At 70.0% G+C, this 23,809-nt stretch carries 20 protein-coding genes; 11 read left to right on the forward strand and 9 right to left on the reverse strand.

Features of this window, described 5'->3' with window-relative positions; genetic code table 11:
• Positions 1 to 104: 104 nt before the first annotated feature.
• Both GA0070607_RS23820 and GA0070607_RS23825 read left to right on the forward strand, forming a co-directional pair.
• Positions 105 to 904, forward strand: a protein-coding gene (locus GA0070607_RS23820; protein ID WP_197701278.1) for an IS5 family transposase whose coding sequence is annotated in 2 segments (ribosomal slippage) — positions 105 to 441 and positions 441 to 904 — 801 coding nt in all. Because the reading frame shifts where the segments join, the coding sequence is not laid out codon by codon here.
• Positions 905 to 1,098: 194 nt separating this feature from the next.
• Positions 1,099 to 1,617 (forward strand): flavodoxin, encoded by a 519-nt coding sequence (locus GA0070607_RS23825; protein ID WP_197701139.1) that lies wholly within the window; start codon positions 1,099 to 1,101, stop codon positions 1,615 to 1,617.
• 78 nt (positions 1,618 to 1,695) lie between these two features.
• Here GA0070607_RS23825 and GA0070607_RS23830 read toward each other — a convergent pair whose 3' ends face one another.
• Positions 1,696 to 3,309 (reverse strand): hypothetical protein, encoded by a 1,614-nt coding sequence (locus GA0070607_RS23830; protein WP_089020161.1) that lies wholly within the window; start codon positions 3,307 to 3,309, stop codon positions 1,696 to 1,698.
• A 241-nt stretch (positions 3,310 to 3,550) separates the two neighbouring features.
• Between GA0070607_RS23830 and GA0070607_RS23835 the strand changes: the two genes are divergently transcribed.
• Positions 3,551 to 4,729 carry a MalY/PatB family protein gene (locus tag GA0070607_RS23835; RefSeq protein WP_089020162.1) on the forward strand — a complete coding sequence of 393 codons (1,179 nt, stop codon included), beginning with the start codon at positions 3,551 to 3,553 and terminating at the stop codon, positions 4,727 to 4,729.
• 12 nt (positions 4,730 to 4,741) lie between these two features.
• Here GA0070607_RS23835 and GA0070607_RS23840 read toward each other — a convergent pair whose 3' ends face one another.
• Positions 4,742 to 5,182: a hypothetical protein gene (locus GA0070607_RS23840; RefSeq protein WP_089020163.1), complete on the reverse strand. Its 441-nt coding sequence runs from the start codon at positions 5,180 to 5,182 to the stop codon at positions 4,742 to 4,744.
• 366 nt (positions 5,183 to 5,548) lie between these two features.
• Here GA0070607_RS23840 and GA0070607_RS23845 point away from each other — a divergent pair, with 366 nt between their 5' ends.
• On the forward strand, positions 5,549 to 8,029 hold the full coding sequence (locus GA0070607_RS23845; RefSeq protein ID WP_089020164.1) for a M14 family metallopeptidase: 2,481 nt from the start codon (positions 5,549 to 5,551) through the stop codon (positions 8,027 to 8,029).
• A 105-nt stretch (positions 8,030 to 8,134) separates the two neighbouring features.
• Here the strand turns inward: GA0070607_RS23845 and GA0070607_RS23850 are convergent, their stop codons facing one another.
• Entirely contained in the window at positions 8,135 to 8,797 is a 663-nt protein-coding gene (locus tag GA0070607_RS23850) for a response regulator (protein ID WP_089022059.1), read from the reverse strand.
• The gene (locus GA0070607_RS23855; RefSeq protein ID WP_197701140.1) at positions 8,785 to 9,945 is read right to left on the reverse strand and encodes a sensor histidine kinase; all 1,161 of its coding nucleotides are present in this window, start codon (positions 9,943 to 9,945) and stop codon (positions 8,785 to 8,787) included. Before GA0070607_RS23855 ends, GA0070607_RS23850 begins: the two co-directional genes overlap by 13 nt.
• 130 nt (positions 9,946 to 10,075) lie before the next feature.
• On the opposite strand from GA0070607_RS23855, the gene GA0070607_RS33560 reads away from it, so the two are divergent.
• Both GA0070607_RS33560 and GA0070607_RS23865 read left to right on the forward strand, forming a co-directional pair.
• Positions 10,076 to 10,477 (forward strand): DUF6069 family protein, encoded by a 402-nt coding sequence (locus GA0070607_RS33560; RefSeq protein ID WP_089020165.1) that lies wholly within the window; start codon positions 10,076 to 10,078, stop codon positions 10,475 to 10,477.
• Positions 10,474 to 10,950, forward strand: a complete 477-nt coding sequence (locus tag GA0070607_RS23865; RefSeq protein ID WP_089020166.1) for a hypothetical protein — start codon at positions 10,474 to 10,476, stop codon at positions 10,948 to 10,950. The genes GA0070607_RS33560 and GA0070607_RS23865 overlap by 4 nt, the downstream gene beginning before the upstream one ends.
• 6 nt (positions 10,951 to 10,956) lie before the next feature.
• On the opposite strand, the gene GA0070607_RS23870 is transcribed toward GA0070607_RS23865, so the two are convergent.
• Positions 10,957 to 12,804, reverse strand: a complete 1,848-nt coding sequence (locus GA0070607_RS23870; RefSeq protein ID WP_089020167.1) for a glycoside hydrolase family 15 protein — start codon at positions 12,802 to 12,804, stop codon at positions 10,957 to 10,959.
• 129 nt (positions 12,805 to 12,933) lie between these two features.
• Here GA0070607_RS23870 and GA0070607_RS23875 point away from each other — a divergent pair, with 129 nt between their 5' ends.
• From GA0070607_RS23875 to GA0070607_RS32830, 4 genes are all read left to right on the forward strand, one after another.
• Entirely contained in the window at positions 12,934 to 13,368 is a 435-nt protein-coding gene (locus tag GA0070607_RS23875; protein WP_197701141.1) for a glutaredoxin domain-containing protein, read from the forward strand.
• A 143-nt stretch (positions 13,369 to 13,511) separates the two neighbouring features.
• On the forward strand, positions 13,512 to 14,951 hold the full coding sequence (locus GA0070607_RS23880) for an APC family permease (RefSeq protein ID WP_089020168.1): 1,440 nt from the start codon (positions 13,512 to 13,514) through the stop codon (positions 14,949 to 14,951).
• The gene (locus tag GA0070607_RS23885; RefSeq protein ID WP_197701142.1) at positions 14,948 to 15,964 is read left to right on the forward strand and encodes an acetamidase/formamidase family protein; all 1,017 of its coding nucleotides are present in this window, start codon (positions 14,948 to 14,950) and stop codon (positions 15,962 to 15,964) included. The genes GA0070607_RS23880 and GA0070607_RS23885 overlap by 4 nt, the downstream gene beginning before the upstream one ends.
• 179 nt (positions 15,965 to 16,143) lie before the next feature.
• Positions 16,144 to 17,328: a COG1361 family protein gene (locus GA0070607_RS32830; RefSeq protein ID WP_172899094.1), complete on the forward strand. Its 1,185-nt coding sequence runs from the start codon at positions 16,144 to 16,146 to the stop codon at positions 17,326 to 17,328.
• Positions 17,329 to 17,380: 52 nt separating this feature from the next.
• Here GA0070607_RS32830 and GA0070607_RS23895 read toward each other — a convergent pair whose 3' ends face one another.
• Entirely contained in the window at positions 17,381 to 18,046 is a 666-nt protein-coding gene (locus GA0070607_RS23895) for a class I SAM-dependent methyltransferase (protein ID WP_089020170.1), read from the reverse strand.
• Positions 18,047 to 18,263: 217 nt separating this feature from the next.
• Here GA0070607_RS23895 and GA0070607_RS23900 point away from each other — a divergent pair, with 217 nt between their 5' ends.
• The gene (locus GA0070607_RS23900; protein WP_089020171.1) at positions 18,264 to 19,307 is read left to right on the forward strand and encodes a S66 peptidase family protein; all 1,044 of its coding nucleotides are present in this window, start codon (positions 18,264 to 18,266) and stop codon (positions 19,305 to 19,307) included.
• Positions 19,308 to 19,316: 9 nt separating this feature from the next.
• On the opposite strand, the gene GA0070607_RS23905 is transcribed toward GA0070607_RS23900, so the two are convergent.
• The 3 genes from GA0070607_RS23905 to GA0070607_RS23915 form a co-directional block, all read right to left on the reverse strand.
• A complete protein-coding gene (locus GA0070607_RS23905; protein WP_157743237.1) occupies positions 19,317 to 21,131 on the reverse strand; it encodes a hypothetical protein in 1,815 nt (604 codons plus the stop codon).
• Positions 21,132 to 21,270: 139 nt separating this feature from the next.
• Complete coding sequence (locus GA0070607_RS23910) at positions 21,271 to 22,572, reverse strand: vanadium-dependent haloperoxidase (RefSeq protein WP_197701143.1); 1,302 nt, start codon at positions 22,570 to 22,572, stop codon at positions 21,271 to 21,273.
• Between the two features lie 289 nt (positions 22,573 to 22,861).
• Positions 22,862 to 23,788, reverse strand: a complete 927-nt coding sequence (locus GA0070607_RS23915) for a SpoIID/LytB domain-containing protein (RefSeq protein WP_089020173.1) — start codon at positions 23,786 to 23,788, stop codon at positions 22,862 to 22,864.
• Positions 23,789 to 23,809: the final 21 nt, after the last annotated feature.

The raw sequence follows: 23,809 nt of genomic DNA on the forward strand, positions 1-23,809 counted from the left end.
CCGATGACTTAGAGCTCCTAACAGAATGACCTAGGGGCCGTCCGTCCTTATCGGATGGTCGACTAGAGTGCTCGGCCGTGAGGAGAGGTGACCAGCCGCCGTGGATCGTCTCGGACGACCTGTGGGCTGAGATCGAGCCGCTGCTGCCGCCCCGTCCACCACGCCGGCACCGGTTCCCCGGACGCAAGCCCCTCGACGACCGCAAGGTGTTGTGCGGGATCTTGTTCGTGCTCTACACGGCGATCCCGTGGGAGTACCTGCCCCAGGAGCTCGGCTTCGGGTCGGGGATGACCTGTTGGCGCAGGCTGCGGGACTGGAACGACGCCGGCGTGTGGCAACGGCTGCATGAGGTCCTCCTGGGCAAACTACGGGCCGCCGATCAACTGGACATGTCGCGGGCGGTGATCGACGGCTCCCACGTCCGGGCGCTCAAGGGCGGCCCAAAACCGGCCCGAGCCCGGTCGACCGCCGCAAGCCAGGCTCGAAACACCACGTCATCACCGATGCGGGTGGCATCCCCCTCGCTGTCAGCCTGACCGGCGGCAACCGCCACGACGTCACCCAACTGATGCCCCTGGTCGAGAAGATCCCGCCCCTGCGAGGCATTCGAGGTCGACCCCGACAAAGACCGAAGCGGATCTATGCAGACCGCGGCTACGACTACGACTGCTACCGCCGCGATCTGCGGGCCAAGGGCATCACCCCGGTCATCGCCCGACGCGGCGTCGACCACGGCTCTGGCCTCGGCACCCGACGATGGGTCGTCGAGCAGACCATCGCCCTGCTGCACTGGTTCCGCCGCCTGCGCATCCGCTGGGAGATCCGCGACGACATCCACGAAGCCTTCCTCACCCTCGCCTGCGCCATCATCTGCTGGCGCCGACTCCAACGCTCAAAGAGTTAGGAGTTCTTAGCCCGGAGGTGGACGACGTGCAGAGCATCGCCATTCGACGCCGGTCGCTGCTGCGGCTGAGCGGGGCAGGAGTGGTCAGCGCCGCGGCTGCGGCTGCCTTGGGAAGCTGTTCGGCGGACTCGGGACGGCAGTCGACAGCCAGCACGGCCCAGGGCCGTTCTCCGACACCGGGCGGGCGGCCAACGGTGCTGTTGGCGTACTTCTCCCGCGCCGGCTGGAACTACCACAGTGGCGGCCGCCGGTACCTGCAAACCGGCAACACCCAACGGCTGGCCGACATGATCGTCAAGCTCATCGGCTGCGACGTGCACCGCATCGAGGCCGCCGACCCCTACTCGGACGACTACGACGACACGGTCGCGCGCAACGTACGCGAGCAGAACGTCGACGCACGCCCCGCCATCGCCAACCCGCTCCCATCGGTCGACCGGTACACCACCGTGCTGCTGGCCAGCGGAATCTGGAACGTCCGCGCACCGATGATCATGTCAACCCTCGCCGAGAGCTACGACTTCACTGGCAAGATCGTTCATCCGGTCACCACCTACGCCATGAGCGGGCTGGGCACCACCGAGCGTGACTACGCCGCCTCCTGCCGGGGCGCCACGGTCGCCACCGGGCTGGCCGTACGCGGCGAAGAAGTCGATGATGCCGGGCCTACGGTCCAGGCCTGGCTGCGACAGAACAATCTGATCGCCCCTTGAGGCCGCCTGGCGCTCCGCGACGGTGCCCGCCCGGTACGTGACCGGACGGGCACCGTTGCGGTTACCGAGGCGGGTGGCTCAGGCGCTGGGGCCCCGAACCGCGACGTCCCAACTGGTGTAGGCGTAGGCGTAGGTGGCGTCGCCGTCGAAGCGGACGTGATACGTGTACTTGCCGCCCACCTGAGGGGTGTCGGTGATGGTGAACGAGCCGTCAGCGGCGAGCGGCACCAGCGGCCGGTCGGCCCCGACGGACCCGTTGCTGTTGGTGTAGACCCGATACACCACGATCGACCCGGAGGCCGGCGTGGGCACGTTGCCGGCGGTGCTCATCTGACCGGTGAGCCTGAGCGACTTCTTGGCGTTCGCTGTCGTCGGGCCGGTCACGATCAGCGAGGTGGGGTGCTGGGCCACGTCGACCGTGGTCGTGGTCTTCGACCAGCGGACGGCGGAGTTACCGTCCCAGATGGCGGTGTAGCTGACGCCCCCGCCGACCGGCGGGGTGTCGGTGACGGTGAAGGTGCCGTCCTGCGCAGTGGTCACGCCGGGCAGGGTGGTGGTGGTGCCGTTGGGCAGCGTGCGGGCAATCTCGATCGGCTGTGCGCCCGGCGCGGAGTCGTCGGGGAAGGCGAGCCGACCGGTCATGGTGAACGGGTCCAGCGCGGTCGCCGCGGTGGTCGCCGACACGCTCAGCGTGGACGTCGGCAGGAAGGCGCCCTCCACGCGCCACAGGTAGTACCGGTTGTTCGGCCAGTCGTTGAGCAGGGCGTAGAGGTCATCGCCCAGCACGGAGAGGCTGCCGGTGACCAGGTCACCCTTGTAGGTCATCTGGGCCTGCAGGGTCTTCGCCCCCGTGGCGGCGTTGTACACCTCGGCGTAGGGGCCATAGCTCGAGCCGTAGAAGGCGGTGGCGACGTGCGCGCCGTTCGGGCTGAGCGCGATCGCGCCCGGTGCGCCCGGGTAGTCGGCCCTCGATCCGTAGCTGCGGACCTTGGTCAGGGTCGTGGTGTCCCAGACGTCGAAGCCGGAGGTGGCGAAGACCGAGATGGCCTGGGCGCCGTCGGGTGTGATGGTGAGGTCGGTCAGATTCGACAGGTCGTTGTCGGCGCCGTCGATGACGCCCCGCAGCGTCGCCGGGATCGTGCTGACGTCGTACACCCGAGGGCTGGCGGGGTTGATCCCCGCCTCGGCGGTGAAGACCGTGTTGCCGGCGCCAGCGACCAGGGGCGCGCCATACATCCGGGTGGCGACCGGCACGGGCGTGGGCGCCGCCAGGGACAGGTCGAGGCCGAGGACGCCGCCGACAAAGTCGTTCTTGATGCCGTAGCCCACCCAGAGCTGGTCGCCGTCGAGAGACAGGTTTGCCGGCGACGGGTACCCGGCCAGGTTGATCCGTCGGACGACGGCGAGGGCGGCCGCGTCGATCTCGGCGATCTCGTTCGAGCCGGACAGCGCGGCGTAAACCCGGGTGCCGTCGGGCGTGACGGCCAGGCCGCTCGGGCTGGCCAGGCCGGTGATGCTTCCGGTGAGGGTGCCGTCGGCGTCAGCGACCACGATGCGGTCGTTCGCGGAGACGAAGACCCGGCCGCCGGCCGCGGCCGTGTCGACGACACCGGTAACGCCTTGGATCAGGGTGGTGGTGTCCCTGGCGGCGGCGGGTGAGGTGGTGGCGACGAGGCCGACTGCTGCGGCCATCGTCGATGCCAGGACTGAGCCGATCACGGTGCGAAATCGCACGTGCGGTCCCCTTTCGGTGGTAACCCCGTTGTGCCGCGGCGGCCGGAGAAGCCGGTGCCGGGCCCGCGACAAGATCGTCGCGCCATGGGGTTATGCGGCCGCCCGGCCGGCAGCGTTACACAGTGGATCGCGCGCGTGGGTGTCATCTCCACCCTGCGCTGTGATCGCGAGGTGGCGGGGAGCGGAATAGGCTTATGCCATGAGTGCTGTGCTTCGTGGTGCCCCCGACGCGGTGAATCCGCTTCGCCAGCTCACGATCGAGCAGCTCCGGCAACGGACGAGCCTCAAGTGGCGGGAGTACCCCGACGACGTGCTGCCGCTCTGGGTGGCGGAGATGGACGTGCCGCTGGCCGAGCCGGTCGCGCGGGCGATCACCGACGCCGTCGCGCGCGGCGACACCGGCTACACCGCCGGCACGGCGTACCCGCAGGCGCTGGCGGAGTTCGCCCGGCGTCGGTGGGGTTGGGACGGGCTGGCCGTGGCGCGCACCGCGCTGGTGCCCGACGTGATGCACGGTGTCGTCGAGGCGCTGCGGCTGGTCACCGAGCCGGGGGACGCGGTGGTCGTCAACTGCCCGGTCTACCCGCCGTTCTACGAGTTCGTGACGCACGCCGGACGCCGGATCGTGGAGGCGCCGCTCGGCGAGGACCTGCGGATCGACCTCGGCACACTCAAGGACGCGTTCCGGCAGGCTCGGGCCGGTGGGCGGCCAGCGGCGTACCTGCTGTGCAGCCCGCACAACCCGACCGGCGTCGTGCACACCGTCGACGAGTTGGCCGCCGTCGCCCGTCTGGCCGAGCAGCACGGGGTGCGGGTGATCGCCGACGAGATCCATGCTCCGGTGATCGCCGGGGGAGCGCGGTTCGTGCCGTACCTCTCGGTGCCCGGCGCGGAGAACGGCCTGTCGCTGATGTCCGCCTCCAAGGGATGGAACCTGGCCGGCCTGCGCGGTGCGCTCCTCATCGCCGGCCCGGCCGCGGCCGGAGACCTCGCCCGCGTTCCGTTCGAGGCCAGCGTCAGCACGAGCCACCTCGGCGTGATCGCCCACACCGCCGCCTTCCGCGACGGCGGTGAGTGGCTCGACGCCCTCTTGACCGGCTTGGACGACAACCGTCGGCTCCTCGCCGCGCTGCTCGCCGAGCACCTGCCGGCCATCCGTTACCGCCCCGGTCAGGCCACCTATCTCGCCTGGCTCGACTGCCGCGCCCTGGGCCTCGGCGACGACCCCGCGACCGTGTTCCTCGACCGTGGCCGGGTGGCGCTCAACTCCGGTTCGGCCTTCGGCACCGGCGGCGCCGGCCACGTCCGGCTGAATCTGGCCACCGCACCGGAGTTGATCACCGAGGCGGTACGCCGGATGGCCACCGCCGTCGCCTGAGAAGCCCCACGGTCAGCGGCGGCCGGTGGCCAGGGTGACGAGGTACTGTCCACCACCTGCGTCGACGTTCGCGGTCACCGGCAGTCCGGGCACCAGCCGGGAGAACCGGTCGACGAGCCAGTCCGCCGCCTCCTGGGCGTCCTTCTGGCTCGGACAGCGGGCGACCAGCTCGCGGCCACCCTTACGTTCGAGTCGTTCGGCGACGGTGATCAGCGGTGCGGGCTCCACCACGTGCAGGCGATCCGGCCAGGCGATGGCCACCTTGACCGCGCCCTTGCGGGTGTTGCAGGCACGGTGCGCGAGTCGCTCGACGACCTTGGCCTTCCTGTCGGCGGTACGGCTGTCGACGCTGGGACCACGCGGATCGTTCACCGACATGTCGGCGTCGACCGGCTCGTCGCACACCCAGCACCGCCAACTGTCACGTTTCGCGACGTCATCGAGGAGACTCATCCGAGCAACCTAGCCCGTCAGCGCACCGGCCGACGACAGCCCCGGCGTCGACAAATTCGGCGCGGACCCCAGCGTTGAGGCCGACCGCGCGCCGTAAAGACCGGCCACAGTGGCCGTCGAGGTGCCATCCGCGTCGTCGGTCGCCTCAAGGAATGCTCAAATTCGATCGACACGATCCACTCAGGCCACGAACGCACATACGCTCACCGGACCCAGCCCGCCCACGCCCTCCCGCTCCTTCTCGCACCGACGATGGTCGTCGTACCCAGGCTCTTCGCGCGTTCGGCACGGCTGTCCTACACGGGGGCGACGCGCACGGAGTTCCGCCACCACCTCAATCACCCGTCGTAAGTAGAAGGAGGGGGAATGCGGCGCACACAACGGCGCATCGCGCTTCTCGCGCTGCCCGCCCTGGTGGGTAGCATCCTCGTGGCGACCGGGCCTGCGGGCGCGGATCCCGCGGGGCCGTCGGCCACCGCCGGCCGATCCCAGGTCGAGAACGCCGAGTCGGAACGCCTCGTACACATCAGGCTGACCGGCGCGGACATGCTGGACAAGGTGGCAGCCGCCGGCTTCGACCTTGAGCACGGCCTCCGGCGTGTGCCGAGCGGCATCGAAGGCGAGGCGGTGGTGACCGCCGAGCAGATCACCGAACTCACGTCGATGGGCGTCGACGTGCTCGGCGACGACGCGGGCTTCGCCTGGAGCGACGAGGCCGACGGCGGCATCGACATCGACGCCGCCGGCACGCGAGCGGTCCAGCCGTCGAACCACGAGGCGACGGTACGTATCGCCCGCGCCGACTGGTTCACCACAAAGGGCCAGGGCTTCCTGTACGTCGAGGCGCGAACCACCGAGGGGCAGCAGGCGGACCCGATCGTCGGGATGCAGCTCGAGAACGACTCGGGCAAGGGCACCGCGTTCGGCTTCGCCCGAACGATGAGCCGGTTCGTCGACTCCGGGCAGTACATGTTCCACCGGAACCTGTTCAAGCTCGACGTCCGCCCGAACAAGATCCAGGTGACGAGCTCCACCGGCGGCGTCACCACAGGCGTCGTCTCCAACTGGCTCGAGGACGCCCCGCCGCCGCTGACGGCGAACCCGTCCTACAAGTCGGACTTCGTGGACGGTTACAAGCACCCGCAGCAGCTCTACAGCCGCGCCAAGGAGATCGCCCGCCAGTACCCGGACATCGCCGAGATCGTCTACCTGCCGAACCAGACGAACGGGTACCAGCGCAAGGCGCAGGCCCAGATCGGCGGCACCGGGCAGGCGGCGGTCGTCGTCACCTCGGCGGCGTGGGGCCACGAGGGCGGCAACGACATCACTGTGGAGTTCGTGGACCGCTCGGACGCGAACCTCCCGCTCGCGGTGGAGGTCGCGGACAAGGCGGTCCGCGTCCTGCTCGCCACGGACGCCTCCGGTGGACCGGCGAGTACGGCCACCGAGGTGGCGGAGGCACTGCGGACCCGGTCCCAGGGCCTCATCGACCGAGCGCACCCGTACCGCACCAACCAAGGCACAGGCATCGTCGCGCCGACGGCCGGACCGGTCGCGCTGACCGACTTCCTCGACCAGAAGCGCGCCGGCGCACCGGCGGGCGAGGTGCCGCGAGGCCCGGTCACGATCCCGGTCCTGCGGATCGGCAAGCACCGGGACGGCAAGAAGCCCGGTGTTCTCATCCAGGCGCAGGACCACGCCCGTGAGTGGGTGCCGGCGACGACCAGCCTGGAGTCGGCCGAGCGTCTGGTGCACAACTACAAGTCCGACAAGGAGACGAAGAAGATCGTCGAGAACACCGACATCTTCTTCATCCTGTCCAACAACCCCGACGGGGCGAACTACAGCTTCTACAACTTCGCCTCCCAGCGTAAGAACATGACGAACCACTGCCCGGACGCGAGCGCCGATCCGGGGCAGCGGAACTCCTGGGGCGTCGACCTGAACCGGAACTACCGGGTCGGGTCGGGCCACGACGGCTACGCGGGAGGGTCGACCAACTGCGTCAGCGGCACCTACCAGGGACCGGAGGAGCTGTCCGAGCCCGAGTCGAAGAACATCATCTGGCTGGTCGAGAAGTACTCGAACATCAAGTTCATGATGTCGGTGCACTCCAACGGCGGTCAGCTGTTCTGGCAGCCCGGCGCGTACATCGCGGACGGCCGGATCACCACGCCGCGTCCGCCGCTGGGTGACGAGGCGTTCTACTGGCAGTCGGCCGCCCGGATCCTGTCGCAGGTCAAGGCGCATCGGGAAACCGTCGTCACGCCCGAGAACGTCGGCGGCTCGTCCGACGTCCTCTACTCCTCGGCGGGCAACGTGCGCGAGGACCTGTACCACACGTACGGGATCTACGCGTTCGGCTGGGAGGTCGGCGGCTCGGTCTACAACCCGGCCACCGGCAACTGGCAGGGCGGTTCGTTCCAACCCGAGTGGGCGGGGAACCCCGACCTCGTCAGTGGCCACGCCGAAACGATGGAGTACGCCAACGGGATCATGGAGATGTTCCGGGTCGCGGCGGACTGGGGCAGAGACAAGAAGGACCCGACATCCCAGCTCGTCCCCGGCGCGGGGCGCTACTCCGGGCCCGTCGACGTGCGCTTCGAGACCAACGAGCCGGCCACCATCTACTACACGACGGACGGCAGCCGACCCACGCTCGAGTCGCCCCGCTACGCGGCGACCGAGTTCCGCGAGCCGGGGCAGGTGTTCCACGTGACCGAGACGACGACGTTCCGCTGGTTCTCGGTCGACAGCGCCGGCAACATCGAGAAGAACTACGACCCGACGAAGAACGACAAGCGCAACAACTACCGCACGGCGACGATCAAAATCGCCGAGAAGTAGTGGCCCTCCAGTGATCGTTGCCCCGTCGGTGCGGTTTCACCCGCGCTGACGGGGCAACGGTCGCTGACAGCCGCCCGGCCACACGTCTGGCCTTCAACCTCCTGCTCAGCTGAGCCGGCCGTCGTGGGCGAGCAGGGCGATCTGGGTGCGGTTGTCGAGGTCCAGCTTGGTCAGGATGTGCGAGACGTGCGCCTTCACGGTGGTCACGCTCATCAGCAGCTCGGTGGCGATCTCGGCGTTGGAGCGTCCCTGGGCGATGGCCAGCACGACGTCACGTTCGCGGGGCGTGAGCAGGGCCAGCCGGGAACGCGCGTACTCGTAGGACTCGGCGCCGGAGGCCACCCGCTGCATGAGGCGGCGCGTGACGCCCGGCGACAGCATCGGGTTGCCGGCGGCGACGGCGCGGACGGCCTGGCTGATCCGCTGCGGCGGGGTGTCCTTGAGCAGGAAGCCGCTGGCGCCGGCCCGCAGGGCCCGCACCACGTGCTCGTCGGTGTCGAACGTGGTGAGCACGATGATCTCCGGTGGCCGAGGGCGGCGGCGCAGACGTTCGGTGGCGGTGATGCCGTTGACGCCGGGCATCCGGATGTCCATCAGCACCACGTCGGGCATGTGCCGGTCCACCGCGGTGATCGCCGCACCGCCGTCGGCGGCCTCGCCCACGACGACGATCCCGTCGGCGCCGTCGAGCATCATCGTCAGCATTCCCCGTACCAGGGGATCGTCGTCGACGATGACCACACGGACCGGGCCCGTCACGTCGGCCACGGCAGCCACGCGGTGAGGTGGAACCGACCCGAGGCGTCGATGTGGTGGGCGACACGGCCGCCGGTGAGGGCGGCCCGTTCGGCGAGACCGATCAGGCCCGCGCCGTCGTGCCCGGAGGCGCCGCCGTCGGGTGTCGTCGGGTTGCTCACCGCGATGCTCAGGCCGGAGCCGGGCCCCCCGCCGACGGCGAGTCGGACCGGCTGTCCGGCGGCGTGCTTGCGGGCGTTGGTCAGCGCCTCCTGCGCGATCCGGTACGCGGTGCGGCCGACCGCCGGCGGGACCTCGACCGGCGGGCCGAGCGGGTCGTCGACCTCGATCTGCTGCCCGGCCGCCCGGGCCTCCTCGACCAGGCGCGGCAGGTCGGCGAGGCTCTGCCCGGGTGGCGCGTCCGCCGGAGTCTCGGCGTCGTCGCTGCGCAGCAGCGTGATGACCTCGCGCAGCTCGTCGAGGGCCTGGTGCGCGCTGGCCCGGATCACCCCGGCGGCGGCGCTGAGCCGCTCGGGTGGCGCGTCCGGCCGGTACTCCATCGCGCCGGCGGCCGCCGCCAGCAGCGACAGCCGGTGGGCCAGCACGTCGTGCATCTCCCGCGCGATGCGGCTGCGCTCGGCCGCCCGGGCCTCGACGACCCGGCGTTCCTGCTCCTGCTCCGCCCGCCTGGCCCGGTCCCGGAGCGCCGCCAGCAGGGCGTGCCGGGCCTGCGCCCAGGTGCCCCAGCCCAGCAGGGCCGCGTACGCGGCCGTCATGAGCACCAGCCGCCACCCGAACGGCAGGCTGGGCGTCGGCCGCCACAGCGCCTGCACCGCCTCGCCCGCCACGCCGACCGCCGCCACCACCGCGGCCTGCCGGAACGGCCGGTTGCGGGCGGCGAACAGCACAGCGAAGCTCGCCACCGGAGTGGCCACCGGCGACAGCGCCACCAGCAGGCCCGCGAGCACGCCCGCGACCTCCGGGCGGCGGACGACCACCGGGACGAGGGCCAGGGCGGCCACCGCCAGCGCGACATCGGCGCGGACCAGGGCGGTCGACCCGGAGCGGGTGGCGGACCACAGCGCGGTCGCGATGAGCACGCCCATCGCCACGGTCGCCACGCCCGCCGGGACGGAACGCCACGTCCGCGGCGGGTCCACGTCGCACGTCGCCGCATCCACCAGCGCAGGCTACTGGGCTCGCGGAGGGCCGGACCACCTCCTTTGGTAGTACGCGGCGCCACCGACGGATGTACGCACCGCGGCGTCCGGACCGACGTGCCCGACCCGGGCCGGTCCACAGACTCGGGGCATGACGAACAACCTTCTCCTGCGCCGAGCCGCGGTGTCGGCCGGCGCGATCCTGGTGGCGACGGCGGAGTTCGCGATCCTGCACTCGGCGGTCGATGTCGACCTGGCGGCCGGCACCGGAAACGCGACCCGGCAGATCACAGTGGCCGCGGTCGTGGTGGCCGCCGCGGTCGCGGCACTGGCCGGCTGGGCGCTGCTCGCGCTGCTGGAACCCCGCACCGGCCGGGCGCGCCTCTGGTGGACCTCGATCGCGGTCGCGGTCCTGCTGCTGTCACTGCTGCTCGGGCCGCCGAGCGGCGTCGGCGGGGGAGCGAAGGCGGCGCTCGCGCTGCTGCACCTGAGCGTCGGCGTCGTCCTCATCCTCGGCCTGCCCCGGTCGCGCCCGGAAGGACGGAACCGATGACCGCGCTGACCGTACGCAAGCAGAACGGCGCCTTCGTCCTCGACTCCGGTGCCGGGCCGCGCGCGTCGCTGCGTACCACCGGCTGGACCTGGCGGTGCGGCGAGATCCGCACCGACGCGGGCCTCTGGACGGTCGCGCCGACCGACCGCCGGCGCATCGGGGTCACCGCACAGACCGAGCATGGCGTCGCGGTGCGGCTCGACCCGCGCCGGTCGCACGTGCCGGGACCTGGCGGGGTGACGCGCTGGGCGCCCGGTCGCGGCGGCGGCGAGCTGGTGCGTGACGGGAACCGGCTGGCGGTGCTCCTCTCCCGTCGGGCGGGTGGGCCGATCCGCGTCGACGTCACCGGTGAGTGGGCCGACGTGGAACTGGTGGCGCTCACCGCCTGCTTCGCGCTGATGAGTCGACGTCGGCGACGCACCATGATCATGATGATGGCCATCAGCAGCGCAGGTCGCGGCCCCATCGGTTGATCCGCTCTACCGGCGGCGCCGGGCGTCGGCCTCGACGTCGAGCAGGTCGTTCAGCGCAAGTGCCGTGTTGATCAGGGAGAGATGGCTGAAGGCCTGCGGGTAGTTGCCGATCTGCTCACCGGTCGCGGCGATCTCCTCGGCGTACAGGCCGAGGTGGTTGCTGAAGGTGAACATCTTCTCGAAGGTGAGCCGGGCGTCGTCCAGGCGACCGGAGCGGGCCAGCGCCTCGACGTACCAGAACGTGCACATGTTGAAGGTGCCCTCGTGCCCGGGAAGGCCGTCGGGGGAGTGGACCGGATCGTACCTGTGGACCAGGCTGTCGGAGACCAGCTCGCGCTCGATCGCGCTCAGGGTGGACTGCCAGAGGGGGTCGCTCGGCGTCAGGAAGCCGACCGCCGGCATGGAGAGCAGCGCGGCGTCCAGCACGTTCTCGTCGTACGCCTGCACGAAGGTGCCGCGTTCCCGGTTGTATCCGCGGGCCATGACCTGGTTGTAGATCCGGTTGCGTTGATCGGCCCAGGAGGCGATGTCGCCGGGGCGGCCGGTGCGGGTGGCGAGGCGGATGGCCCGGTCCAGCGCGACCCAGGACATCACCCGGCCGAAGGTGTAGTTGCGGGGGTGGTGGCGGCTCTCCCAGATGCCGGCGTCTGGCTGGTCCCAGTGGTGGCAGAGCCAGTCGACGAGCCGGACGGTGCTCTTCCACACCTGGTGCGAGACGCGGATGCCCTGCTCGTCGGCGAGATGCATGGCGTAGAGGGCCTCGCCGTGGATGTCGAGTTGGAGCTGGTCGGCGGCGCCGTTGCCGATCCGCACCGGTCGGGAGCCGCGGTAGCCCTCCAGGTGGTCGAGAATCTCCTCGTGCAGGTCGGAGGAGCCGTCCACCCGATACATGATCTTCAGTGGGTCCTGGTGGTCACCGGCCTCGCGGATCCGCTCGTCCAGCCAGTTCATGTACCGGCTGACCTCCTCGGTGAAGCCGAGGCCGAGCAGCGCGTGCACCGAGAACGACGTGTCGCGTACCCAGGTGTAGCGGTAGTCCCAGTTGCGGGTGCCACCGACCAGCTCGGGCAGCGCGGCGGTGGGCGCGGCGATCATGGCGCCGGTCGGTGCGTACGTCATGAGCTTCAGCGTGATGGCCGAGCGCTCGACCATCTCCCGCCACCGCCCCGTGTAGCGGGAGCGCTCGACCCAGCGCCGCCAGTAGTCCCGGGTCCACTCAAACATCCCCTGGACCTCTGCCGGTGGGATGATCCGTGGTTCCGTGCCGGTCGTCTCCAGGACCACGCCGCCGGTGTCACCCTCGTTCAGGGTGCCGTACGCGACCAGGTCGCCGTCCTCCAGGCGGACGTTTCCTCCCTGCGAGAGCAGCTGCCGCACCGGGTCGACAGGGTTGAAGGTGAGCGCCGCTGACCGGCTGCGGAAGACGTACCCCTGGGGGTGCCGCTCCACTTGGTGCTTCTCCCGGGCGTAGTCGAACCGGGGCCGGCACTCCAACCGGAACCGCATGCTGCCCCGGACCATGTTGACCATGCGGACCAGGCGGTGCGCGTCAGTGGCCCGATCGCCGGTGACCGGCATGAAGTCCATCACCTCGGCGACGCCGTCGGCGCTGATGAACCGGGTGATCAGGATCGGAGTGCCAGGCAGGTAGAGCTGCTTCGTGACGTACCGGACGTCGTGCGGGGCGATGCGAAAGTAGCCACCGCGCTCGCGGTCCAGTAGGGCGGCGAAGATGCTGGGCGAGTCGAAGCGCGGCGCGCAGAACCAGTCGATCGTTCCGTCGCACGTCACCAGCGCGGCGGTCTGCAGGTCGCCGATGAGCCCGTGATCCTCGATCGCCGGATAGCTCTCCACGTCGCCTCCCGGTCTCGACAGCCCTCCGCAGTAACCTAAGGGACGAATTGTCGAGTTCGTCTCGTATTCGTGGTCAGCCACCCTCTCGCGCGTCCCTCCATCCGCGTATCTGGCGGTAGGGTTCCCGACGTGCTGCGGCGGTGGACTCTGGCGATCCTGATGGCGACGTGCGGCGTGCTGGTCTTGGTGGCGCAACTGGCCGCCGGTATGTCCGCCGTCGGCGGCGCCGAGTTGCTGATCTTCCTGGCGCTGGCACTGGTGTTGTCGCCGTGGGCCTTCCCCCGTTCGGTGGACGCCGCCGAAGCGCAGCGGGCCAGCGCGGCGGACGGGCGGCCAATCGTGTACTGGCGCCCCGGCTGCCGCTACTGCCTCCAGCTCCGGTTCTCCCTTGGCCGGCTCGCCCGGCGGGCGCACTGGGTGGACATCTGGCGCGACCCGGCGGGTGCTGCCGCCGTCCGCGCGGTAGCCGGTGGCAACGAGACAGTGCCCACCGTCGTGCTCGACGGTCAGCCTGTCGTGAACCCCGACCGGGCCTGGTTCCGCGAGCAGCTCCGCTCGTCCTGAGCACGCACGTCGCCCGGCGAGGGTCGACGGTCCTGGCTACTGCTGAGTCGCGAATTCACGATGCCCTCAATCGGGCGGACAGATCTAGCTGTTCGTCGATGTCTGGACTAACGTGCGGCCTGAGCAGATCAAGGGGGCGCGCCATGACTCAACCTCCCGACGCATCCGAGGCAATCACCAAGGTCGAACGGTTCGGCTACCGGCAGGAGCTGAGTCGGACCCTCAGCTTCACCGACCTGCTCATCTACGGGCTGATCTTCATGGTGCCGATCGCACCCTTCGGCATCTTCGGCAGCGTGTACGCCGGCTCCGGCGGCATGGTCGCGCTGGCCTACATCATCGGCATGGTGGCGATGATGTTCACCGCCATGTCGTACGCGCAGATGGTCCGCGCGTTCCCCATGGCCGGCTCCGTCTACAGCTACACCGGTCGCGGCATCGCACCGCCCGTCGGCTTCCTCGCCGGCTGGGTGATCCTGCTCGACTACGTCCTGGTGCCGGGTCTGCTCTATCTGGTGGCCAGCGTGGCCATGCACTCCCTCGTGCCCGGCGTGCCGGTGTGGGCGTGGCTGGCGGCATTCGTCGTGCTCAACACCGTCGTCAACTACTTCGGCATCCGGATGACCGCCCGGGTGAACCGGGTGATGCTCGCCGCCGAGCTGGTCATCCTCGTGATCTTCCTGGTCGTCGGCGTGATCGCGCTGGCGCAGGGCAAGGGTGCGGGCTTCTCACTCCGGCCACTGTTCGACGCGGGCACCTTCTCCTGGCCGCTGGTGTTCGGCGCGGTGTCGATCGCCGTGCTCTCCTTCCTCGGCTTCGACGGGATCTCCATGCTGGCCGAGGAGAGCCGCGAGGAGGCCCGACAGATCGGCCGGGCGATGATCGCTGCGCTGCTGCTGGCCGGTGCCCTGTTCGTCGTGCAGACGTGGGTCGCGGCCCTGCTGGTGCCGGACGCGCCCAGCCTGCTCGACAACGGCGACCCGGATGGAACCGCGTTCTACGACGCGGCCCGGGCGGCCGGCGGGGGCTGGCTGGCCGGACTGACCGCCCTGGCCACCGCGATCGCCTGGGGCTTCGCCAACTCCCTGGTCGCGCAGGCCGCGACCTCCCGCCTGCTGTACGCGATGGCCCGCGACCGGCAGATGCCGCGCTTCCTCGCCCGGATCAACCCGAAACACAAGGTGCCGGCCAACGCCACCCTGCTGGTCGCCGCCATCTCCCTGGCGCTCGGCCTCTACATGGCCAGCCGGGACGACGGCATCTCGCTGCTGTCCACACTTGTCAATTTCGGCGCGATGACCGCGTTCCTCGCGCTGCACGTCTCCGTCGTGACCCACTACGTGGTGCGCAACGGCAGCCGGGACTGGTTGCGGCATCTGGTGGTGCCGGCGATCGGATTCCTGATCCTGCTCTACGTCGTCATCAACGCCAAGGTCGCCGCCCAGGTGCTCGGCTTCGTCTGGTTGGGCGTCGGGCTGCTGGTCCTGCTGGCCTTCTACCTGACGGGCCGGCGTCCAGAGCTCGCCGCGCTCGCCGAAGTCGCCCACGACAGCACCGACGAGCCGGTGAAGGAGCCGCAGTGAACACGGACGTGGTGAAGTACCGGCCAGAGCCGGACCAACTCTCCTACACCTTCGGCGGGCGCGAGGCGGTGCTCCGGGTGCGCCCGGGCACGATCCTCGAGCTCTACACCGAGGACTGCTTCGGCGGCCGGGTCCGGAGCACCGACGATCTGCCGTCGCAGGTGTGCGAGTTCCCGTACCTCAACCCGGTGACCGGGCCGATCCACATCGAGGGGGCCGAGCCCGGGGACACCCTCGCCGTGCACTTCATCTCCATCGAGCCGGCCCGGGACTGGGCCGTGTCCACCACCTTTCCGCACTTCGGCGCGCTCACCGGCACCCACACCACGGCGACCCTGCAACCCCCGCTCGACGAGGTGGTCTGGCGGTACGACGTCGACGTCGCCGCCGGCACTGCGACGTACCGGGCCCGCCGGGGCGACTACACCGTGGCGCTGCCGCTGGATCCGATGCATGGCACAGCGGGGGTGGCGCCGGGTGCCTTCGAGGCGCGGATGACGATCACCCCGGACGCGCACGGCGGCAACATGGACACCCCGGAGCTGCGGGCCGGAGTCACCGCGTACTTCGGCGTGAACGTGTCGGGAGCGCTCTTCGCCCTCGGTGACGGGCACTGCCGGCAGGGTCATGGCGAGGTGTGCGGCACCGGCATCGAGGCGGCGATGAACACCACTGTCGTGGTGGACGTCGTCAAGGGGGTCGGCACCCCGTGGCCGCGGCTGGAGTCGGACGACGCACTGATGTCCACCGGCTCGGCCCGTCCGCTGGAGGACGCCTACCGGATCAGCCAGCACGACCTGGTCACCTGGACCGCCGAGCTGGTCGGGCTGGATCAGCTCGACGCGTACCAACTGGTCAGCCAGGCCGGTGAGGCTCCGGTCGGCAACGTGTGCGACACGAACTACACGATGGTGGCGAAGGTGGACAAGCGCTATCTGGGCGGGGTCGGCGGGTACGAGGGGGTGCACGCCCGGCTGCGTGAGACGGCCCGCCGCTATCTGAACCACCGCTGACCGGGGCGGGGGGTCGGGTCGAGTCGCACCCGCTCCCCGCGCGGTTCGATTTGGCGCGGGTCGTGTGGGGGGTACCAGAACCGACTTGTTGCGGATAGTGTCCCCAACGCACTGCCCGTCCATTCGAAGGGCTGGTCATGAGATTCGGACATCGATGGCTGTCACGAACGGTGGCCAGCGTGCTGCTCACTCTCGGAGGGGTTGGCGTGCCCGCCGCTTCCGCCTCGGCGGCGCAGGCGGGTATGGATCTCACCGTCGACCTGGCCGGAGCGACGATTCCGCTGGGCGTCCCGAACAAGACGCTCCACCTGAAGATCAGCAACCAGGGAGACGAGACGCCGACCGCGACCACCGTCCGGGTCGACCCGTCCGAACTGGACGATCCCGCTGCACAGAGGGTCACTCTCTGGCCGACCGGCGGCATGGGCGAGTGTGACGGCGATACCACCGGGTGGTACTGCAGTCTGCTACCGGACCAGCTTCCAGGGCCGGGCGAGACGGTGGAGATCCCCGTCATCGCCACAGTCCAAACGAAGGAGCCGCTCAAAGGCAGGATCAAGGTAACGCTCGAGGTCAAACCGGATGACACGAACCCGGCCGACAACACCAAATGGTTCCCGGTCGAGGTAGTGGACCATCCCGAGGCCGACCTTTCAGTGCTCGCGCCGGACGTAACGCAGTCGGTGCGGATCGGTGCCGGGGGCCGCATCGAGCCCACCGGGACGTTGAATCCAGGCGAGACGGGTGCGGTGCGTTACACAATCGCCAACCAGGGACTGAAGCCGGTCAGTGGCGTCAAGGTCAAGCTGCGCCTGCCGGAGGACGTGACCTTTACCAAGCCGCCGGATGGGTGCGTCCTTGGTGACGCTCGGCGTTCGGCGGTGTGCACCTACGACAGGCTCACACTCATTCCTGCCGACCAGGACACCGACCCGAACGACAAGCTCCACTCCGCCGTCGGCCTGTACAACCTGGTAACGGTATCGGCCTCCGTGAAAGCGCCTGTCACATTGAGAGATGGGACAGTCCAGGTGGAGGGCTTGAGCGATCAGCCTTCAGACGGTTCCGACTTGACGGGTATCGAACTTCCCGCGAACGCCGTCGCCGTACGCGCAGCCGACGTGGACAACAGCGACAACCAGGACGGGTTCGCCGTCGTCCTGGTTGCGAAGAGCAGTGGCGGAGGCGATGGCGGCGGTGGCGATGGCGGCGGTGACGGTGATGGCGGCGGTGGTGATGGCGGTGATGGCGGTTTGCCGATCACCGGGCCACAGGCCGGGCTGACCGCCGGAATCGGCCTCGTCATGCTGGCGGGTGGGGGCATGCTGTTGCTCATCACCCGGCGGCGTCGGGCCGTCCGGTGACCCTCAACGATGAAAAGCTGACGGCCTGACCACGTCCACCCCATGCGGTGGCTCATGCGTCCGTCTCGGTCAGGGACGGTTTGCGGGCGAGGATGCGCTCGACGGTGCCGGCCTTGAGCCGTTCGGTCTCGGCGATCTGGAATCCGGCGTTCAGGACCAGGGGCAGCTGACGGCGGGTGAAGTGCTCCCCGCCCGCACGGATCGTCATGCGTTCGAGCAGCCACTGAGCTGCCCGGATCGGCCGCCAGCTGCTGCCGATGTGGTCCACCAGCAGCAGCGTGCCGCCTGGTACCAGGACGCGGTACATCTCGGCGATCGCGGCACCGGGGTCGGGGATGGAGCACAGCGACAGCGCACACACCACTGTGTCGAACGACGCGTCTCCGAAGGGCAGATCCTCGGCGTCGCCTTCACGTAGCTCGACCGGACGGTCGAGATCGGCGGCGCGTTCTCGGGCGATGGCCAGCATCGCCGGGCTCAGCTCGATGCCGGTGAGGGACGTGTCGGACGGGTAATGGGGCAGGTTGCGGCCGGTGCCGATGGCGACCTCGAGAACCCGGCCGTGAGCACGTCGGCCAAGCCACTCGCGTCCACCGGCGAACCAGATCTTCTCGAAAAGGGCGATCTGCTTGTCGTAGCCGGGTGCCATCTGTTCCCACACCCGCTTCTGCCGGGCGGTCGGAGTTTCGCCCTTCGGGGGTCCTGCCGAACTGGTCATGGCATTCCTTCCATGCCTGCGGGGTGGGGGAACTAGCCAGGACGGCTGAAGACGCCCCGACACTCCGCGTCCAAGCCTCGTCTGATGCCAGCAGTACAGCAGCGAAAGTACCGCAAGGGGGCCAGGCGAGCCGGGCCGAGAAGGGCATCAGCTCGACGATCGGCGGACGATCGGTAAGTGGGTAGCGTGTTGCTGGGCGTGTCGGGACACTGCGCTGGTGACCGGTTCCGCACTACCTCAACTGCTCCGACCTCGTGCCCTGAGGCCCGGAGATCTCGTCGTTATCGCATCGCTGTCCGGGCCGCTCCACGCAGCCTACGAGCCTGATCTCGAGCAGGCGGTGGTCGTGCTCGAGCGGATGGGATTTCGCGTGCGTCGGGCACCGTTACTCGAAGCGGGGCGGCACCATTGGTGGAGCGCGGCTACGCCGGTGGAGATCGCCAGGGAACTCAACGATCTTCTGCGTGATCCTGAGGTGCGCGCCATCGTCGCGCATGACGGCGGCCAGACGACGGTCGGCTACCTCGACCTGATCGACGTTGAGGCGATCGTTGCCGACCCCAAGCCGATCCTCGGCTACAGCGACATCTCGCTGTTGCATCTGGTGCTCTATGCACGCACGGGTCTGGTCGGGTTCCATGCCGACTTGGCCACGCCGGGACTCGGCGGGGCGTGGCAGGCTGCGTCCGCAGCGCGCCGAGCGGAACTTGAAAAGCTCTACTCGACGTTGCTGACCGGTACGGAGGCGATCGGTGCGCTTCCTGCCACCCCGTCGTGGGAGTGCTGGCGTGCCGGTCGTGCCGAAGGTCGGCTGATCGGCGGGGTGATCAATCGGATTGTGCTGGCACAGGCGACGCCGTACGCGCTGCCGCTCGAGTGGTTCGACGGCGCGGTGCTGTTCTGGGAGGAAATGGGCGGCCAAGCGTCGTACGTGTGGAGCTATCTGCAGGTGCTGCGGCACTGCGGGATCCTCGATCGGATCTCCGGCATGGTCGTGGGCGTCCCGTACGCGATCGACGGGCTCGGGGCGCCCGACGCGTCCCCGAGCCTGCCCGAGATGGTCCTCGACGTTCTCGGCGACCGTGACATCCCGGTCCTGGGCAACGTCGAGTTCGGACACGCCGGCCCGAATCTGCCGATGCCGGTCGGCATCCGCGTCGGCCTCGATGCGCAGCAGCGGACGTTGTCGCTGCTCGAACCGGCGGTTCGCGGCCTCGGCGCTTCGCCGCCGCCACCTACGTTGGTGTGTCGGCGGGCCTGACAGTGGAGGTCAGTCGCTGTGCTGGCGGCCGGTGGAGTGGAGTGACCGATGATGGCTCTCCTGATCCGCCTCGTTGCCCGCCGCCGGCTTGCCCAGCCGGGTCACCCAGTCGACGAACTCCGCGTCCTGCCTCGGCAACGGCTCGCCGTCCGCCGGGCTGCCCGCGCCTTCCCGGTCGGCCCGGGACTTGTTGCGCCGGAACAGGCCCCCCCGGCCGCCGGCCCGTCCCGCCTCGACGACGGATGCCGGGGCGGCCGGCGCGGGGACGACGGGACCGGCCGGTGCGGCGTCGATCGTGGACGGCGGCCCGGCACGCTGGGCGGTCGCGAGGGCTTCCCAGTTCTCGGCCCGGTTCAGGTTGGGCAGGGGCGGCCGGTTTCGAGGTGGGAGCGCCGGTTCGGGCTTCTCCTGCGTGCCGGCCGAGTGGGTCGCCCGGGCGTCCGGGGCGGGCTCGATCGAGGGCGGCACCCGCCGCGCCGGAACGACCTGCCAGGTCGGCTGAACCGGCGTCCGATCGGTCTTCGGCGGCTGGTACATCCGTCGGGTCCCCGGGGCGACGAGTGCCCCGTCGGCCGGCGTTCCGTCGGGTTCGGTGTTGTCGGCCTCCGCCTCCGCCGTCCCGTAGCGGTCCCCGCCGGATCCGGCGGGAAGGTGGGCCGCCGTCGCGGGGGCCGGTGCCGATGTTTCCGGGGTGTGGTCGAGGTCGGCGGGTGCGGCCGTCCGCGTCGTGGAGGCGGCCGGTACGGCACTGGCCTCCCGGTCGCCAGCCGGCGCACCGAAGCCCATCGGTTCGGCTGCGGTCGAGAGCTTCGCTGCGCTCGCGCCGGCGAGTGCCCCCGCGCCGGCCAGGTCAGGTGCCGGCTCGTCGGTCGTACCACCAGCGGCCAGCGTCATGGCCTGCGGCGTGGCGGGGCCGGCGGACAGCGGGCGGAGGACGTCGGCCGGCTCGACGACCCGCGCTTCGTCGGTGCGCGGCAGAAGCGGCCAGCGGAGCAGCGCGGCGGCGACCGAACCGAATACACCGGCGGCGACGGCGAGCAGCGCGCCGTAGTACGGCGTGATCTGGTACCGGTCGACGGCGTCGCCGGGACCGGCGGTCAGGTAGACGAACGCGACAAGGACCATGCCGGCCATGCCGGTCGCTCCGCTGACCAGCGGCGGATGCCCGCGCCAGCGGGCCAGCCCGCCGGTCGCCGCGCCGATGAGCAGGGCCACCGCCGGCAGAATCAGGATCGCCTGCCGGTGTGCCGCGCCGGCGTCGAGCCCGGCCGGCTCCAGCACACCGAGCCGTACCGCGGGCAACGGCCCGGCGGTCGCGAGTGACGGGACGATTGAGACGAGCGCGAGCAGCCAGACCACGCCGCCCACCACCGCCATGTTCCAGCCCAGCGGCGGCTTCACCACTGCGGCGATCGCGGCACCCGCGCCGACCAGCGCGCCGAGGGTCGCGCAGATGCCGACGGCCAAGATCGGGTCCACAGAGAAGCTCCCGGCGGCCTGGGCCGGCCGGATGCAGAGTGGCACCACGACGGTGGCACCCAGCGCGGCGGTGGCGGCGACGGCCACCAACCTGCCCGTGTTCCCCAGCACCCCGTACCGGCGGGCCAGGCGTGCGGTGACGAGGGTGCCGGCTACCGCGGCGTGTGCCGCGAACCAGCCCACCCAGACGAGTTGGGCAGGCCACTGGTTGACGGTGGCGCCGGTGGGGGCGCTGGTGAGCTGGACGATGCCGAAGCTGAACGCGATGCCGAGCTGACCGGCACCGGCGAGCACGCCCATCCCGAGTGCTGTCAGCAAAAGGTTGCGCCAGGTGCGAGAAACCATGTCGGGGACGTTACGCACCTACTGCGCCGCTTTGCACAGAAATGCCGGATTCTGGGTCCGGCCGCCATGCCAGCGGTCGCCTCAGTTCGACCAGGCGCGCGATCTGCACGGTGCCGCCCACATTGGTGGGTCGGGACGGCTACCTCCGGGGGCGGAAATAGTGCCGGACCGCGTAACGGTAGACCTCCTCACCGAGTTTCGCTCCCTCGACGTCAGCGGTGCGGAAGTGGACGCCGCCCCAGACGCGCGCGCCGATGAGCTCGTTGAGCGCTTGCGAAAAGCTGGTGAATTGCCTGGTCGTGCCGGAGTCGACGCTGGATCCGCTGAACGCGATGTCGTCTCGGCCAAAGAAGTGCCGATACAGCGACATCCGCGCACCGGTGCCGCAGGCGTGGCCGGAGGGGTACTCGGGGAAGGGGGGCGTGACGAGCAACGACTGCCAGCCTGGGTCGGCGGTCGTCTTCGGGTTGCCGTCCGTGTCGGCCAGTTGGATCGCGGTGACCGGACGCCAGTAGCTCCAGAAGTCCTTCTGGCTGAAGCACGACACGCCCGAGTCGGCCACGATGAGGTCGGTCATCGCGAAGAATCGCGCGGTCTGCAGGGCGTCCAGCCGTTGGGTGGTGGCGAGCTGGCGCTTGATCTCCCAGGAGGCGGAACGCCGGTCGTGCCACCACATCGCGGCCTCTGTCTGGTCCTGGGTCCGCACGGTGCTCGTCGCCGAGCCGACTTCCTTCACCTCGTTGAGATCGCGGGTGTACGCGCTGCTGGTCAATCGTGGCGGCGCGGGGGTGCGGAACGTCGACGCGCGGGGGATGAGGAACGGCCGCATGTGTCCGGTCCATGCGCCCTGGGACAGGAACAGCGGCGGCGTGGGTCGCCACTGGCCGGGCCTTGTCCCGGGCGTCCACTGCTGGTCCCCGAACGCGCCGTCGTCCTGCCGCGCGGTGACCATCGCGGCCGCGGCTCGTGCCCCGATCGTGATTCCGCCCCGCTTCGACCGCCCGTCGGGAACTGCGACGAGAGCCGCGTCGTACTGTGCCCGAAGCCGCTCCTGCTGATCGGGGAAGAGGGCGGCGAGTACGTCGTGGGCGGCGGCGGCGACGGCGGCGTCCGCCGATTCGGTCCCGCTCGACGGCGGTGCGGCAAGGTACGGCTGGTACGGGGTACCGGCGATCGCGTTCAGCGCGTCGTAGACGGCTCCGCTCACCATTGCGAAGCTGCGCACCTGCTCGTTCGGTTGCTGAGCCGCGACGTCCCAGATCGCCGTCTGGGCGTTGAGGTCCCATGTGATCACCGGATTGGCAGGGCGGGGGCCGGAGATCGCGGCTGCGGCGTAGGGCGCCGGCCCGGTCATCGTGGACGCGACAAGCGATCCCAGGGCGATGGTTGCGGGAATGATGCGTGACCAGATGGCACGGCGTGTCTGGTTGCGGCTCGTCATGATCTCCCCGTCGGTAGGTTGTCGATGCTGGCTGCCGGACGCACGCGGCGTACGAGGTGGAATCGATGACAGTCGAACATAGCATCGTGAAGCCTCGATGAATGGCGTTCCGGCCCGGGGATCCGGCTTCGCCCCGGCCCGATTCCCGGGGTTACCGCCTCGCGCCCCGGTCACCTCGGCCCTGTCATCCGACTCGCCTCCGACCGGCGGGTCGCGCCGGCACGTGCCGCTGCCACGAGCGCGCCGCCCGCCGCGGATCCGCGGCGGGCGGCGCAGTTGGCGCGTGAGGTCAGGAAACGGTCACGTCGCGGTAGTAGTAGCGCAGAATCGCCTGGTAGTTCTTGCCCGCGTTCGCGAGATCACGCGAGCCGTACTGCGACATCCAGTCCCCGTCCACCCAGCCACCGCACGCGGTCGTGGTCGCACAGTAGTGCGCCTGCAGGATGTTGCCGCTGCGGGTCATCCGGGTCGACCAGGTGCTGTCGACCGCGGAGGACGTCGACGCCTGCGCCGACGACGGCCGGTAGACCTGGTCGCCGGTGTCGTCACGGACGTCGTAGCACTGCCCGCCGGAGGTCTTCCGGGTCGAGTGCAGCGCCCAGTACCAGCCGTAGCTCTTGACGGCTACGGCACCGGCCTCCAGCGAAGCGTTCGGCCAGCTCGTCACCCACTCGTTCGGGAGGACGTTCTTGACGTACGTCTTGAAGTCGACCCGGTCGACTCGCCCGAGACTCACCCGGTAGACCAGGATTGTGCTCGGCAGTTTGCTGTTGGTGCCGTCGGTGCTGCAGCCCGTCGGCCCGCTCAGCAGTTCGTGCGAGGCGTTGTTGTTCTTCAACGTGGCGTTGAGGTTGCCCTTCGCCCCGGCCGCGAAGTCCTGGCTCGCACCGGCGAAGTTGCTGTTGAAGTAGACCCGCACGGTCTTGCTGGTGCGGTTCCACACCGACGCGGCGTTGTTCTTCACGCACAGGCCCTTGCCGTTGCCCGCGCCCTTGAAGTCGTAGCAGGACGGCTGGGTCGTGCCGTAGTCGTCCAGCGAGTCGGTGAAGTCCGAGACCGAGCCGGCCTGGTTGCTGTTGTAGTAGTAGCAGAACTCGCCGCTGTCGCAGCCCCCGTCGCGGTCGGCGGCGGACGCCGCGCCCGGCGCCACCGCGACGCCGACGAGCACCGCCACCAGGACTGCCAGAACGCCCGGAACTCCTTTCAGGGTGGTCATCGGCGACCGCCGGTCACGAGC

Source organism: Micromonospora coriariae (genome assembly GCF_900091455.1).
Taxonomy (GTDB): Bacteria; Actinomycetota; Actinomycetes; order Mycobacteriales; family Micromonosporaceae; genus Micromonospora; species Micromonospora coriariae.